At 60.1% G+C, this 13,267-nt stretch carries 12 protein-coding genes and 1 pseudogene; 7 read left to right on the forward strand and 6 right to left on the reverse strand.

The features are described from left to right. A pseudogene (locus F6R97_RS14810) lies at window positions 1-259 on the forward strand (hypothetical protein); the annotation flags it as partial. Window positions 260-354: 95 nt separating this feature from the next. Here F6R97_RS14810 and F6R97_RS14815 read toward each other — a convergent pair. The 4 genes from F6R97_RS14815 to aspA all read right to left on the reverse strand — a co-directional run bounded on the left by F6R97_RS14815 (window position 355) and on the right by aspA (window position 6,041). After that, window positions 355-1,353, reverse strand: coding sequence for an AraC family transcriptional regulator (locus F6R97_RS14815; RefSeq protein ID WP_038980563.1), 999 nt, complete (start codon window positions 1,351-1,353; stop codon window positions 355-357). A 151-nt stretch (window positions 1,354-1,504) separates the two neighbouring features. Next, window positions 1,505-2,509, reverse strand: a complete 1,005-nt coding sequence (locus tag F6R97_RS14820; RefSeq protein ID WP_050681697.1) for an asparaginase — start codon at window positions 2,507-2,509, stop codon at window positions 1,505-1,507. 175 nt (window positions 2,510-2,684) lie between these two features. Continuing rightward, a complete protein-coding gene (locus F6R97_RS14825; RefSeq protein WP_038980567.1) occupies window positions 2,685-4,133 on the reverse strand; it encodes an alanine/glycine:cation symporter family protein in 1,449 nt (482 codons plus the stop codon). Window positions 4,134-4,616: 483 nt separating this feature from the next. Then, the gene (aspA, locus tag F6R97_RS14830) at window positions 4,617-6,041 is read right to left on the reverse strand and encodes an aspartate ammonia-lyase (RefSeq protein ID WP_030132480.1); all 1,425 of its coding nucleotides are present in this window, start codon (window positions 6,039-6,041) and stop codon (window positions 4,617-4,619) included. A 181-nt stretch (window positions 6,042-6,222) separates the two neighbouring features. On the opposite strand from aspA, the gene F6R97_RS14835 reads away from it, so the two are divergent. From F6R97_RS14835 to F6R97_RS14855, 5 genes are all read left to right on the forward strand, one after another. Next, window positions 6,223-7,140: a LysR substrate-binding domain-containing protein gene (locus tag F6R97_RS14835; protein WP_038980569.1), complete on the forward strand. Its 918-nt coding sequence runs from the start codon at window positions 6,223-6,225 to the stop codon at window positions 7,138-7,140. A gap of 329 nt (window positions 7,141-7,469) precedes the next feature. Further along, window positions 7,470-7,961 (forward strand): 5-(carboxyamino)imidazole ribonucleotide mutase, encoded by a 492-nt coding sequence (gene purE / locus F6R97_RS14840; protein WP_003196369.1) that lies wholly within the window; start codon window positions 7,470-7,472, stop codon window positions 7,959-7,961. 11 nt (window positions 7,962-7,972) lie between these two features. Beyond that, window positions 7,973-9,055 (forward strand): 5-(carboxyamino)imidazole ribonucleotide synthase, encoded by a 1,083-nt coding sequence (locus F6R97_RS14845; RefSeq protein ID WP_315866742.1) that lies wholly within the window; start codon window positions 7,973-7,975, stop codon window positions 9,053-9,055. Between the two features lie 106 nt (window positions 9,056-9,161). Continuing rightward, on the forward strand, window positions 9,162-9,410 hold the full coding sequence (locus tag F6R97_RS14850) for a GlsB/YeaQ/YmgE family stress response membrane protein (RefSeq protein ID WP_007896499.1): 249 nt from the start codon (window positions 9,162-9,164) through the stop codon (window positions 9,408-9,410). A gap of 97 nt (window positions 9,411-9,507) precedes the next feature. Next, a complete protein-coding gene (locus tag F6R97_RS14855; protein WP_038983567.1) occupies window positions 9,508-10,044 on the forward strand; it encodes a DUF3299 domain-containing protein in 537 nt (178 codons plus the stop codon). Window positions 10,045-10,131: 87 nt separating this feature from the next. Here F6R97_RS14855 and F6R97_RS14860 read toward each other — a convergent pair whose 3' ends face one another. Together F6R97_RS14860 and F6R97_RS14865 are read right to left on the reverse strand one after the other, a co-directional pair. Further along, complete coding sequence (locus tag F6R97_RS14860; protein WP_050681696.1) at window positions 10,132-11,031, reverse strand: D-hexose-6-phosphate mutarotase; 900 nt, start codon at window positions 11,029-11,031, stop codon at window positions 10,132-10,134. 86 nt (window positions 11,032-11,117) lie between these two features. Continuing rightward, window positions 11,118-11,522, reverse strand: coding sequence for an acyl-CoA thioesterase (locus F6R97_RS14865; protein ID WP_007896491.1), 405 nt, complete (start codon window positions 11,520-11,522; stop codon window positions 11,118-11,120). 364 nt (window positions 11,523-11,886) lie between these two features. On the opposite strand from F6R97_RS14865, the gene F6R97_RS14870 reads away from it, so the two are divergent. Next, on the forward strand, window positions 11,887-13,185 hold the full coding sequence (locus tag F6R97_RS14870) for an MFS transporter (protein WP_050681695.1): 1,299 nt from the start codon (window positions 11,887-11,889) through the stop codon (window positions 13,183-13,185). Window positions 13,186-13,267: the final 82 nt, after the last annotated feature.

Genomic DNA, 13,267 nt, shown 5'->3' on the forward strand with positions numbered 1-13,267 from the left:
TCAGGAAATGGGCTTGATGGCTGAAGAAATGAAGGTGGCGCCGCAACGCTTGAGTTTTCTCTGGTTGGCTCAAGCGGTCACCAATGCGCTGCGCTTTTGTCCGCTGGAAACGCCAGGCACGATCCCTAAACGACTGGCAGACCTGAGAGTCCAGGCTCAGCACTTTATGCTTCCTGCCAGGCGGCCGCGAAGTTACCCAAGGGTGGTGAAGCCCAGGCCAGTCAAATACCCCAAAAAGAAGACCGGAGGGCTTAACTGACTGGCATTAGGGCTTGCCCGCGAAAGCGGTGGTCCGGTCAATGGAGATGCGTCGAATGTACTGGCCTCTTCGCGGGCAAGCCCGCTCCCACAGGGTTATCGGTGTGGCCTGAACTGGCTCGGCGCCACACCACTCCAGCGCACAAACGCATGTCGGAAGCTCGCGGTCTCGCTGAACCCCAACGCCTCGGCAATCCGGTAGATCGGCAATTGATCTTCGCAGAGCATTCGCTTGGCCTGCTCGAAGCGCAACTCATCGAGCAATTCCTGATAGCTGCAGCCCAAGTCCTTTAGATGTCGGCGCAAAGTCCGCGCCGAACAATTCATTTGTTCCGCCAACCCTTCAAGCCCGGGCGCCGCGTTGAGTTGTGCGGCGAGTAGTTGGCGGATACGCCCGAGCCAGGCCTGGCGCCCGGTGAATTCGGTGTTTTGCTTGCGGCAACGTTCGGCCATGGCCTGATGGGTGATGGCGTCGGCCAGAGGCAGGGGTTGTTCGAGCCAGTGTTTGTCGAAAGCAAAGGCATTGGACACCGCATCGAACTGCAAGGGGCAGTCGAAACGCTCGGTGTAGTGCGCCTGATAGTCAGGCGCCGGGTGTTCGAAGCGGGCGCCGAGCAGAGGCAGAGGGTGGCCAAGCAAGTCTTCGCAGGTGACTTTCATCGAAACCAGGCAAAACTCGACATTGAATGGTGCCAGCGCCGGATTTTCCCGATAGTCGCCTGCGGTGAGCCAGATGCGCTCGTCCTCTTCTTCCAGGCTCAACTCGAACAGTGTTCCCAATAGCGCCGGATAGTGCAGCGCCAATCGCAACGCGTCACCTAAAGTGGCGCTGGTGAGTAAGGCGTACCCGAGCATGCCGTAGGACGAGACGTGCATCCGCCGACCCAGCTCCAGGCCGATATCGCGACGTAATGCGACGGCGTTGGCGCAAACCAGCATCTCTTGGTTGGTGGTGATGCGCGTGTCCGCCCGGCTCAAATCCGCCGCGCTGATGCCGCTGCCAGCCAGTAACGCCTCGCTGGACAGGCCTTCAGCCTTGAAGGTATTGAGCACCAGGGAGACGGCGTTGAGGGTGGTGAGATGGGAGTGGAGCATGGGTAGTTCCAGCGTTGGGCGTGCCGGAAGGGAGCAAGTTATATGCCGGTTATGACCAACCCTGTAGGAGCGAGGCTTGCCCGCGAAGGCGTCCTCAAGTACGCCAAAAGCTTCGCGGGCAAGCCTCGCTCCTACAGGGTTTTGTGTTGTGTCAGCTCAGTTCGCCGCACAGGTCGAGTTCAACCAGCCGTCGAACTTCAGCCGTCTCAAGCCCTGCGCCCAACAACCCATGCAATTTGCCGAATGCCGCCTCGCGAGTCATGCCGCCACCGGACAACACCCCGGCGTCACGCAAGCGGCTACCGGCCTCGTATACGTCGAGCTGCACACCACCTTCATGACATTGCGTCACCGCGACCACCACCACACCTTTGTCCCGCGCCCGTTCCAGGCTGACGACAAACTCGGGGTTGTCGCTCGGCCCGGTACCGCTGCCATAACATTCCAGTACCAGACCCTGAATACCGCTGTTGAGCAGGCCATCCAGTTGATCGGCACCGATGCCCGGGAACAGCGGCAGCACCGCGACCTTCGCCAGCTGTTTAGGCTGGTTGTAGTTCAGCTGCGCCGGCACGGAAGTCGCCTTCACGCCGCCGCCCTGACGCTCCAGCCGCTTGAACGGATGACGGCCGAAGCTGCGAACCTTGGCGCACCGGGTCGGGTCGAGCAGTTCTCCGTGGAAGTACAGATGAACGCCCGGTGCCAGGCCTTGGCCAAGAGCAACCAATGCACCGCTGAGGTTTTCCCAGGCATCGCTGTCGGCTACGCCGGCCGGCAGCATGGAGCCGGTGAACACAACGCGGGCATGCAGGCCGAGCAGCTGAAAGCTTATGGCTGCGGCGCTGTAGGCCAGGGTGTCGGTGCCATGCAGGATTAACACGCTGTCGCAGCCCTGGACATCAACGGCGTCGACCACTGCTTCACGCAGTTGCTGCCAGTAGGCGGGCGTCATGTTGGCGCTGTCGATCAGCGGCGCCATCTCGCGAAAGCGCCACTGCGGCACCACCAGCTCAGGCTGGCTGTGCAGATACTCGCGCATCCGCGATTCGAAACCGGACGCTGGCGCCAAGCCGTGGGCACTGGCTTGCATACCGATGGTGCCGCCGGTGTAGAGCACCATGACGTGCTGGGCAGCAGGAAAAGTCGAGGAATTCATGGAGGTTCTCCGAAAACGATGTGGGAGCGAGCCTGCTCGCGATGGCAGCGACGTGGTCTCAAACCCGAACCAAAACGGCAGCATCAAAAAAGCTGCCACAACATGCGACCGAGCATGACGCCGGTCGCAAGCTGTGTCACGCCGGGCGCAGGGGATGCGCCCGGTTTTTTACCGATCAGCGTTGCGCTGCGGTCACGCCTTGCGGCTCAGTCTGCACTTGAGGAGCGGCTGACGGATTGGCTGGCCAGGCTTTCAGGTCCAGGTCCAGATCCGGGAACTTGCTCGAATCGAACACTGGAGTCTTGATGCCGGCAGCGCGCTGGTCATCGTAGTCACGCATGATACGCATGCCGACCTTGAACAGCAGGAACAGCGCGATCAGGTTCACGAACGCCAGCAGGGTCATGGTGATGTCGGCGAACGCGAACACCGTGCCCAGGTTCTCGATGGCACCCCAGAAGATCAATACCAGTACCAGTGCGCGGTAGCCGATCAGCGCCTTGCGGTTTTCGCCGATCATGAAGCGCAGGTTGTTCTCGCCCAGGTAGTAGTTGTAGAGGATCGAGGTGAACACGAACAACGCCAGGGCCACGGAGATGAACATCCGGCCCCATTCGCCAACCACGGCAGCCAGGGAGTTCTGGGTCAGGGCAATGCCGTCGCCTTCGAAGCCCGGGGTGTAGAAGCCCGACAGCAGGATCAGCAACGCGGTGCAGGTGCAGATCACGAAGGTGTCGAGGAACACGCTGAACGCTTGAACCACGCCTTGCGAAACCGGGTGCTCGACCGAGGCCACGGCGGCCACGTTCGGCGCACTGCCCAGGCCTGCTTCGTTGGCGAACACGCCGCGCTTCACGCCCATGACAATGGCGCTGCCGATCAGGCCGCCGAACGCTTGGTCCAGACCGAAGGCGCTTTTGACGATGGTAATCAACATGCCTGGAACGTGGTCGAACTGCAGCACGATCACGTAGATGGTCACGCCGATGTACACCAGGGTTTTCACCGGCACCAGCAGGTCAGCGACCTTGGCGATCCGCTTGATACCACCGATGAACACCAGACCCAGCAATACCGCCAGGCCAAGGCCGGTGTACGTGGTGTCGAGGCCGAAGGCATTGTTCAACGAGTGGGTTACGGCGTGGGCTTGCAGGCCGTTGAAGGCGAAGCCAAAGGTGATCAGCAGCAAGAACGCCATGATCATTCCCAACCAGCGTTTCTGCAGGCCGTGCTGGATGTAATAGGACGGGCCGCCACGGAACTGGCCTTCGGAGTCGCAGCGCTTGTAGAGCTGGCCGAGGGAGCATTCGAAGAAGCTGCTGGACATGCCGACCAGCGCGGTCACCCACATCCAGAACACCGCACCGGGGCCACCCAGGGTCACGGCGATGCCGACACCCGCGATGTTGCCTGCACCGACGCGGCCGGCCAGGCTGAGCATCAGGGCCTGGAAGGAGCTGAGCTGGCCAGCGCTGCTTTTGAGGCTGTCACGGAACACCGCGAACATGTGAAAGAAATGGCGGAACTGAACGAAACGCGAGCGGATCGTGAAGTAGCTACCGAGCCCGACAATGAGCACGATCAGTACTTTCCCTGAGAGGAAGTCGTTGATGACTTCGAGCATGGATTATTCCTCGCTATTTTTTGTGTGTGCGAATACTGGATGGGCCGACACATCGCGTTACACCGGCTTGCGCGGGGCACAACAGGTGGGTCGAGGTACGTTCCGTTTCCATATCGCGGGTTTTATTAGTTCGGGTTTCGCATGGGTTTGGGCCTCGTTAACGACGACCGCTCACGCGAAGAGGGCCGGCACTATACCTAGGAGAGCGCCGGCCGTCTGCACGATTGTGGTGCAAGCGACGAACGAGGGCGCTGCAAAATCAAAAAATCGCAGCCTTCGGCAGCTTCTGGGGGATATCAAATCCTGTGGAAGCTGTCGAAGGCTGCGATCTTGGCGGCACTGAAAACATTCAACATGTTGTGAAAATCCGCAAACGGGTTAAAAAAAAGGGCTTGAGGGAGTAAATCCCCAAGCCCTCAAAAGGTGAGAGGTGTCTAGTCCCTCGACCTGGTGAGCGTGGCTCTCATCAGAGCCGGCGTTTGGTCAAGCCTTCAGAGGCACCAGACGCGGAGCGATCATGTTTTCCGGGCGCAGGATGTCGGCGAGCATTTCTTCGTCGAGCAAGCCTTCTTCGCGCACCAGTTCCAACACGCCACGGCCGCTTTCAAGAGCGATACGGGCAATGCGGGTGGCGTTTTCATAGCCGATGTAAGGGTTCAGCGCGGTGACCAGGCCGATCGAGTGTTCGACCAGCTCACGGCAGCGCTCTTCGTTGGCGGTGATGCCGACGATGCAGTGTTCGCGCAGCATGTCCATGGCGCGCTGCAGCAGGCGGATCGAGTCGAAGATCTTGAAGGCAATCAGCGGTTCCATCACGTTCAGTTGCAGCTGGCCGCCTTCGGCCGCGATGGTCAGGGCCAGGTCGTTGCCGATGATCTGGAAAGCAACCTGGTTCACGGCTTCCGGAATTACCGGGTTGACCTTGCCTGGCATGATCGAGCTGCCTGGCTGACGCGCTGGCAGGTTGATTTCGTTGATGCCGGTGCGTGGGCCGCTGGACAGCAGGCGCAGGTCGTTGCAGATCTTCGACAGCTTGACCGCGGTGCGCTTGAGCATGCCGGAGAACAGCACGAAGGCGCCCATGTCGGAGGTGGCTTCGATCAGGTCGGCGGCCGGTACCAGTGGTTGACCGCTGATGGTTGCCAGACGCTGAACGGCCAGGGCCTGGTAACGCGGGTCGGCGTTGATGCCGGTACCGATTGCGGTACCGCCCAGGTTCACTTCGGTCAGCAGCTCAGGTGCCAAGGTCTTCAGACGCGCCAGGTCTTCGCTCAGGGTGGTGGCGAAGGCGCGGAATTCCTGGCCCAGGGTCATCGGCACGGCGTCTTGCAGCTGGGTACGACCCATCTTCAGAACGTGGCTGAATTCTTCACCTTTGGCGGCGAACGACTGGATCAGGCTGTCGAGGCTGGCCAGCAGCGCGTCGTGACCCAGCAGCAGACCCAGACGGATCGCGGTCGGGTAGGCGTCGTTGGTCGACTGCGCCATGTTCACGTCGTTGTTCGGGTGCAGGTACTGGTATTCGCCCTTGCTGTGGCCCATGGCCTCCAGCGCGATGTTGGCGATGACTTCGTTGGCATTCATGTTGGTCGAAGTGCCAGCGCCGCCTTGAATCATGTCCACCACGAATTCTTCGTGGAAATCGCCGCGGATCAATCGGGCACAGGCTTCGCTGATGGCAGCGTGCTTGGCTTCGCTCAGGTGACCCAACTCGCGGTTGGCGTCAGCGGCGGCCTGTTTGACCATTGCCAGACCGACAACCAGTTTCGGGTAATGCGAAATCGGAACACCGGAGAGACGGAAATTATTCACCGCTCGCAGGGTCTGGATGCCGTAATACGCTTGAGCAGGTACTTCGAGTACGCCAAGCAGGTCTTTTTCTGTGCGGAAAGATGCAGCGGAAGACATGATAGAAATCATCTCGATAGGGACCCGGTCTGTGCCGGAACACTGCAAATGCTAGGCTTGTGAAGAATTTTGGGCCAATGCTGTTAAACACTAGCCTATGCACATTCGGCATAATGCCCGTGTGACGCCGCGTGTACGGCGAGCGTGTGACCTAAATTGGTGCGTGCCCCGGGAGGGCGAAATGAATCTGGAAAGTAAATGGCTCGAGGACTTTAGTGCTCTGGCCGCCACCCGCAGCTTCTCCCAGGCAGCTGAACGACGCTTCGTGACTCAGCCGGCATTCAGCCGGCGGATCCGCAGCCTCGAAGCCGCGCTGGGGCTGACTTTGGTCAATCGCTCCCGCACGCCGGTTGAGCTGACAGCGGCAGGACAGCTGTTTCTCGTTACCGCGCGAACCGTGGTCGAACAGCTCGGTGAGGTGCTGCGCCACCTTCATCATTTGGAAGGCGGGCAGGGCGAGGTGATGCAGGTTGCCGCTGCTCACTCCCTGGCACTGGGTTTTTTCCCGCGCTGGATCGCGCAGTTGCGCAACGAAGGGCTGAACATCGCCACGCGACTGGTGGCGACCAACGTTGGTGATGCCGTGCATGCGTTGCGCGAAGGCGGCTGCGATCTGATGCTGGCGTTTTACGACCCGGATGCGGCCATGCAAATGGACCCGGAGATTTTCCCGTCGCTGCACCTGGGGGACACCGAAATGCTCCCGGTCTGCGCCGCCGATGCCGATGGCAAACCGTTGTTCGACCTGGAAGGCGAGGCCAGCGTGCCGCTATTGGCCTACAGCGCCGGTGCGTTTCTTGGACGTTCGGTGAACATGCTGTTGCGCCAGCGGGCGCTGCGATTCACCACTATTTACGAAACCGCCATGGCCGACAGCCTGAAAAGCATGGCGCTGGAGGGCTTGGGCATTGCCTGGGTGCCGCAACTGAGCGTGCGCGCCGAACTGGCTCGCGGTGAGTTGGTGGTCTGCGGCGGCCCGCAATGGCATGTGCCACTGGAAATTCGTCTGTACCGCTGCGCGCTGGTGCGCAAGGCCAACGTGCGGTTGCTCTGGCGCAAGCTTGAGGGTGGTGCGGCGCAAACCACCCCCGTTTCTTGAAGACAACGAAGAACCCTGTGGGACCGGGCTTGCCCGCGAAGGGGCCGGCATATTCAATATCAATGTTTGATGTGCTGACGCCATCGCAGGCAAGCCAGCTCCCACAGGGATTTGTGGTGGATTTGATTGACCTTGAGGTCAATAAAACCGGCACTTTGCGCCGTATGACAGATGGTCGCATCGGGGGCTGTTTATCTGCTTCATTGAGGTATACTGCGCGGCCTTCGGCCGGTTCGTCCGGCCATTTTTCGTACAATCAAGCCACGCATTCTGCGTGGCTTGTTGTTTTTTGACGCGCCTGCGGGCGCCCAGAGAGAAGAGGCACGACGATGAGCGCACTGGTTGGCGTGATCATGGGCTCCAAGTCCGATTGGTCCACCCTTAGCCACACCGCCGATATGCTGGAAAAGCTCGGCATCCCTTACGAGGTGAAAGTGGTCTCTGCCCACCGCACCCCGGACCTGCTGTTCCAGTACGCCGAAGAGGCTGAGGCCCGTGGCATCGAGGTGATTATCGCCGGTGCCGGTGGCGCGGCCCACCTGCCAGGCATGTGTGCGGCCAAGACCCACCTGCCAGTGCTGGGCGTGCCGGTGCAGTCGTCGATGCTCTCGGGCGTCGATTCGCTGCTGTCTATCGTGCAAATGCCAGCAGGCATTCCGGTCGCCACCCTGGCCATCGGCAAGGCTGGCGCGATCAACGCAGCCCTGCTCTCGGCGAGCATCCTGGGCGCCAAGCATCCGCAATTTCATACCGTGTTGAAGAAATTCCGCGCTGAGCAGACAGACAGCGTCCTGGACAATCCAGACCCACGCATCGCCTGAGGTTGTTGACGATGAAAATCGGTGTAATCGGTGGCGGCCAGTTGGGTCGCATGTTGGCGCTGGCGGGCACTCCGCTGGGCATGAACTTCGCTTTCCTCGATCCGGCGCCGGATGCTTGCGCAGCCGCATTGGGCGAACACCTGCGGGCCGATTACGGCGATCAGGATCACCTGCGCCAACTGGCCGATGAAGTCGATCTGGTGACCTTCGAGTTCGAAAGCGTCCCGGCCGAAACCGTGGCATTCCTGTCGCAATTCGTCCCGGTGTACCCGAGCGCTGAAGCACTGCGCATCGCCCGCGATCGCTGGTTCGAAAAGAGCATGTTCAAGGACCTGGGGATTCCGACCCCCGCGTTCGCCGGCATCCAGTCGCAAGCCGATCTGGATGCCGCCGTGGCGTCCATCGGTCTGCCGGCCGTGCTGAAAACCCGTACCTTGGGTTACGACGGCAAGGGCCAGAAAGTCCTGCGCAAGCCTGAAGACGTGGTCGGCACCTTCGCCGAACTGGGCAGCGTCGCCTGCCTGCTGGAAGGCTTCGTGCCGTTCACTGGTGAAGTCTCGCTGATCGCCGTGCGTGCTCGCGATGGCGAAACGAAGTTCTATCCGCTGGTTCACAACACCCACGACAGCGGCATTCTCAAGCTGTCCGTGGCCAGCACTGATCACCCGCTGCAAGCGTTGGCTGAAGATTACTCCAGCCGGGTGCTCAAGCAGTTGGAGTACGTCGGCGTGATGGCGTTCGAGTTCTTTGAAGTCGACGGCGGCCTCAAGGCCAACGAAATCGCCCCGCGCGTGCACAACTCCGGGCACTGGACCACCGAAGGCGCTGAGTGCAGCCAGTTCGAAAACCACCTGCGGGCCGTTGCCGGTCTGCCGCTGGGTTCGACGGCCAAGGTCGGCGAGAGCGCGATGCTCAACTTCATTGGTGTCGTACCGCCAGTAGAGAAAGTGATTGCGATTGCTGATTGCCACCTGCATCACTACGGCAAGGCCTTCAAGGTTGGCCGCAAGGTCGGTCACGCCAATCTGCGCTGTGCAGACCGTGAAACGTTGGCTGCGCAGATCCTCAAGGTCGAAGCGCTCATCGCCGAATAGTTTCATGTGGCGGCGGCGGAACCTTCAGGGTACGCCGCTCTCTGATGGCAGGATGCCAAAGTCTGGCTAGGCTTTCGGCATATCCAATCATTCAGAGGGAAATGCCATGGGAATTATCGGAACCATCTTTATCGGCTTGATCGTCGGCCTGCTGGCTCGGTTTTTGAAACCGGGCGATGACAGCATGGGCTGGATCATGACCATCCTGCTCGGTATCGGCGGTTCGCTGGCGGCCACTTACGGCGGCCAGGCCCTGGGCATTTACCGCGCTGGCGAAGGCGCAGGTTTCATCGGTGCGCTGGTGGGCGCGGTGGTATTGCTGGTGATTTACGGCCTGATCAAAAAAAGGACCTGATTGAAGTGACAAAGCCCTCTCTGCGCCATCGCCGGAGAGGGCTAGAATGCTCGGCGTTGCCATCGTCACATTGTCCTTTCCTTTGCCGAGCACTTTCATGCGCCGTCTTCTGTTGACTCTTCTCTTCCTGGGCAGTGGTTTGGCCCATGCCGGCGAACTGCCGGAAACCGACTGGCTTGAACTGATGCCCAAGTCGGACCAGAAAGCCCTTGAGGCTATGCCCGAAATCGACCACAACTCCCCGGAAGCCAACGGCACCTTTACCCAAAAAGGTGGCATGAAGCAGAGCAAGGGCTTGCCGGCGGTGATGTACTCGACCAAAACCGTGCCGTCGATGAACGACAAACACATCCGCATTGGTGGTTATCCGGTACCGCTGGAATCCGACGCCAAGGGCCACAGCACGCTGTTCTTCCTTGTGCCGTATCCGGGCGCTTGCATCCACGTGCCGCCACCGCCACCTAACCAGTTGGTGCTGGTGCGTTATCCAAAAGGCTTGAAGCTGAATGACATCTACACACCGCTGTGGGTGACCGGCACGCTGAAGATCGAAAAGGTCAACAACGACCTGGCGGACGCGGCGTATGCGCTGGACGCGGCGCAGGTGCGGGTGGTCAAAGAGTCGGATTTGTAATCGCGTATACCGCAAAAAAGATCGCAGCCTGCGGCAGCTCCTACGCCGATCTATGTAGGAGCTGCCGCAGGCTGCGATCTTTTGATTTTAAAGCGGTTTGCTACCGATGCTCACACCGAGGCTATGACTTGCCCCCGGTGCCAGCGTCACCACATCACCCATCACATTCGCCGTTTCAATGCACAGCATGCGCTGCCAGCCATCATCGGCCATGTCGCTGAATGCCGCGGCGCGGTCGATCCAGGGATTCCAGATCACCGCCGAGCGCGAGCCGCTGCTGGTCAGTTCAATGCGTCGTTCCCAATGTGGGTCAACAATGCTCAGCTTCGGTGGGGTATTGAGATAGATGCGGTCGGTCTCGCCGGTAAAATGCAGATCACCGGTCTGGGTGACGGTTTTCCAGTCGTCCAGGGTTTCGATATAGCTCAAGCCATCCAGCCCTTCAACGTGCACATGGCGCACATCGCTGACCGCGAAATAGCTGTGCAATGCCTGGCTGATCGTGACGTGTTCGGCGCCCTTGTTTTCGCTCGTCAGGCTGATATGCAACTGCTCATCCAGACGAATGCTCAGTTTCAAGTCCACCTGATGCGGCCATCCCGGCAGACCGCCTTCGGGGTAGGGCAGGACGAATTCCACCTTCAGGCTTTCGCCTTCGGTTTCGATGCCGCCCAGTTCCCAGTCCATCGCCCGCACCAGACCATGGGCGGTCGGCGGTTCCTGGCTGACGCGCATGGCCTGGACACTCTGCGGGTTGCGCGACAGGTTGCCGAACCATGGCCAGCACACCGGCACGCCGGCGCGGATACTCTTGCCAGTCTTGAATACCGCCTCGTCGTTGAGCCAGATCAGCGGCGGTTCGCCAGCCAATTGATAACTGAGGATGTGCGCGCCTTGCTGGGCCACCAGCAATTCGGCCTGACCGTGGCGGATGCGCCAGCAGTTCAGTTCATCCAGTTTCACGGCTTCAACGTTGGGCGTGCTCATGGGGCAACTCTCGATCAGGAACAGGACTGCAATGGACCGCAAAACGGGCACCGGGTTTAACGCCCACTTTTTTTACGGGCTCCGGTTTAACGAGCTCTAGGCGGAACCGAGCGAGTGCGGCCGCTGCCGTCGATAGCGACGAACACGAAGACTGCTTCGGTCACTTTACGCCATTCGCTGGACAGTGGATCGTCGCTCCAGACTTCGACCATCATCTGAATCGAGCTGCGGCCGATTTCCAGGGCCTGGGTATAGAAGGAGAGTTGAGCACCCACCGCTACCGGCACCAGGAACGCCATGCGATCGATCGCCACGGTGGCCACGCGACCACCGGCGACCTTGCTGGCCATTGCGGTGCCAGCCAAATCCATCTGCGCCACCAGCCAGCCGCCGAAAATATCGCCAAAGCCATTGGTTTCGCGCGGAAGCGCGGTGATTTGCAGGGCCAGGTCGCCTTGCGGGATTGGATCTTCTTGTTCGAGCTCTATCATGCCGGGGGTGCCTCTGACCCGTGACTCTTCGTAGGTGTAGCGGGTGAATAGCCGTCTTGGAAAAACGATTCAGCCCCGAACATACTACGTTCGTCACGTTTTTCGTAAGGCGCCTAAAGGGAAACTCTGCGAAATCGGCTGACGGATGCCAACGACGGTTTCGCACAGCAACCCCTTACAAGCCGTTGCAATGTCACGAGTATATCGATCGGTAGACTCCGAGACGACCGTCCGGTTCTCATTTTGACCGTCAAATACGCGCCTCTATGTGCTTTTTCGAACAATTTGCTATCGTGCCGAACCTGCCCAAGCCTCAGCCAGCGTTGTTGAGGTTGCAGATCCGACTATAAGAGAAGCCCTTGCCATGACCACAGCGCCCTCGAGCATCGCGCAGCCCAACCAATCCGCACGTCCGCTGACCCGCAACGACTATAAGACGTTATCGCTGTCTGCCCTGGGCGGCGCGCTGGAGTTTTACGACTTCATCATCTTTGTGTTCTTTGCCACGGTGGTCGGCAAGCTGTTCTTTCCTGCCGACATGCCCGAGTGGCTGCGCCTGATGCAGACGTTCGGCATCTTCGCCGCTGGCTACCTGGCGCGGCCGCTGGGCGGCATCGTCATGGCGCACTTCGGTGATCTGCTGGGGCGCAAGAAGATGTTCACCTTGAGCATTTTCATGATGGCAGTGCCGACCCTGATCATGGGCTTGCTGCCGACTTATGCGCAGATAGGTATGTGGGCGCCGATCCTGTTGCTGCTGATGCGAGTGATCCAGGGTGCGGCGATTGGCGGTGAGGTGCCGGGGGCTTGGGTATTCGTTTCCGAACACGTGCCGCAGCGGCATATTGGTTATGCCTGCGGCACACTGACCTGCGGTCTGACCGCCGGTATTCTTTTGGGCTCATTGGTCGCCACCGCGATCAACAGCATTTACACACCGGTTGAAGTCGCGGATTACGCCTGGCGGATCCCGTTCCTGCTGGGCGGTGTGTTTGGCCTGTTCTCGGTCTATCTGCGTCGCTGGCTCCACGAAACCCCGGTGTTCGCCGAACTGCAACTGCGCAAAGCGCTGGCCGAAGAAGTGCCGCTGCGCGCCGTGTTGCGCGACCATCGCGGTGCGATCCTGATTTCCATGCTGCTGACCTGGCTGCTGTCTGCCGGCATCATCGTGATCATCCTGATGACCCCGACCGTGCTGCAGACCGTCTATCACTTCTCGCCGACTACCGCGTTGCAGGCTAACAGCCTGGCCATCGTATTCCTGAGTCTGGGCTGTGTGGCCTCCGGTGTATTGGCTGACCGCTTCGGCGCCGGCCGGGTGTTCGTGTTCGGTAGCGCCGCGCTGCTGATCAGTTCGTGGACGTTCTATCACAGCCTGTTCAACCATCCCGACTGGCTGTTCCCGATGTATGCCCTGACCGGTCTGCTGGTCGGCACTATCGGTGCGGTGCCGTATGTGATGGTCAAAGCCTTCCCGGCGGTGGTGCGGTTCAGCGGGTTGTCGTTTTCCTACAACCTGGCTTACGCGATTTTCGGTGGCCTGACGCCGATGGTCGTGACGTTGCTCTTGAAGGAAAGCCCGATGGGGCCGGCCTATTATGTGGCGATCATTTGTGGTGTCGGGATTCTGGTGGGTGGGTATCTCTGGAAGAAGGGGCGCTAACCTTGTAACCGATCGTTCCCACGCTCTGCGTGGGAATGCATCTCGGGACGCTCTGCGTCCCATTCAAAAGCGGACGCAGAGC

The sequence above is a fragment of the Pseudomonas sp. JV414 genome (assembly GCF_032424305.1).
Lineage (GTDB): Bacteria > Pseudomonadota > Gammaproteobacteria > Pseudomonadales > Pseudomonadaceae > Aquipseudomonas > Aquipseudomonas lini.

What these genes read in the sequence shown, in the direction of transcription:
- F6R97_RS14855 (WP_038983567.1), top strand. Translation starts at nt 9,508, where the DNA reads ATGCGCCGTCTTCTGTTGACTCTTCTCTTCCTGGGCAGTGGTTTGGCC.
- F6R97_RS14865 (WP_007896491.1), bottom strand. Translation starts at nt 11,522, where the DNA reads ATGATAGAGCTCGAACAAGAAGATCCAATCCCGCAAGGCGACCTGGCC.
- purE (WP_003196369.1), top strand. Translation starts at nt 7,470, where the DNA reads ATGAGCGCACTGGTTGGCGTGATCATGGGCTCCAAGTCCGATTGGTCC.
- F6R97_RS14860 (WP_050681696.1), bottom strand. Translation starts at nt 11,031, where the DNA reads ATGAGCACGCCCAACGTTGAAGCCGTGAAACTGGATGAACTGAACTGC.
- F6R97_RS14850 (WP_007896499.1), top strand. Translation starts at nt 9,162, where the DNA reads ATGGGAATTATCGGAACCATCTTTATCGGCTTGATCGTCGGCCTGCTG.
- F6R97_RS14835 (WP_038980569.1), top strand. Translation starts at nt 6,223, where the DNA reads ATGAATCTGGAAAGTAAATGGCTCGAGGACTTTAGTGCTCTGGCCGCC.
- F6R97_RS14845 (WP_315866742.1), top strand. Translation starts at nt 7,973, where the DNA reads ATGAAAATCGGTGTAATCGGTGGCGGCCAGTTGGGTCGCATGTTGGCG.
- F6R97_RS14825 (WP_038980567.1), bottom strand. Translation starts at nt 4,133, where the DNA reads ATGCTCGAAGTCATCAACGACTTCCTCTCAGGGAAAGTACTGATCGTG.
- F6R97_RS14870 (WP_050681695.1), top strand. Translation starts at nt 11,887, where the DNA reads ATGACCACAGCGCCCTCGAGCATCGCGCAGCCCAACCAATCCGCACGT.
- aspA (WP_030132480.1), bottom strand. Translation starts at nt 6,041, where the DNA reads ATGTCTTCCGCTGCATCTTTCCGCACAGAAAAAGACCTGCTTGGCGTA.
- F6R97_RS14820 (WP_050681697.1), bottom strand. Translation starts at nt 2,509, where the DNA reads ATGAATTCCTCGACTTTTCCTGCTGCCCAGCACGTCATGGTGCTCTAC.
- F6R97_RS14815 (WP_038980563.1), bottom strand. Translation starts at nt 1,353, where the DNA reads ATGCTCCACTCCCATCTCACCACCCTCAACGCCGTCTCCCTGGTGCTC.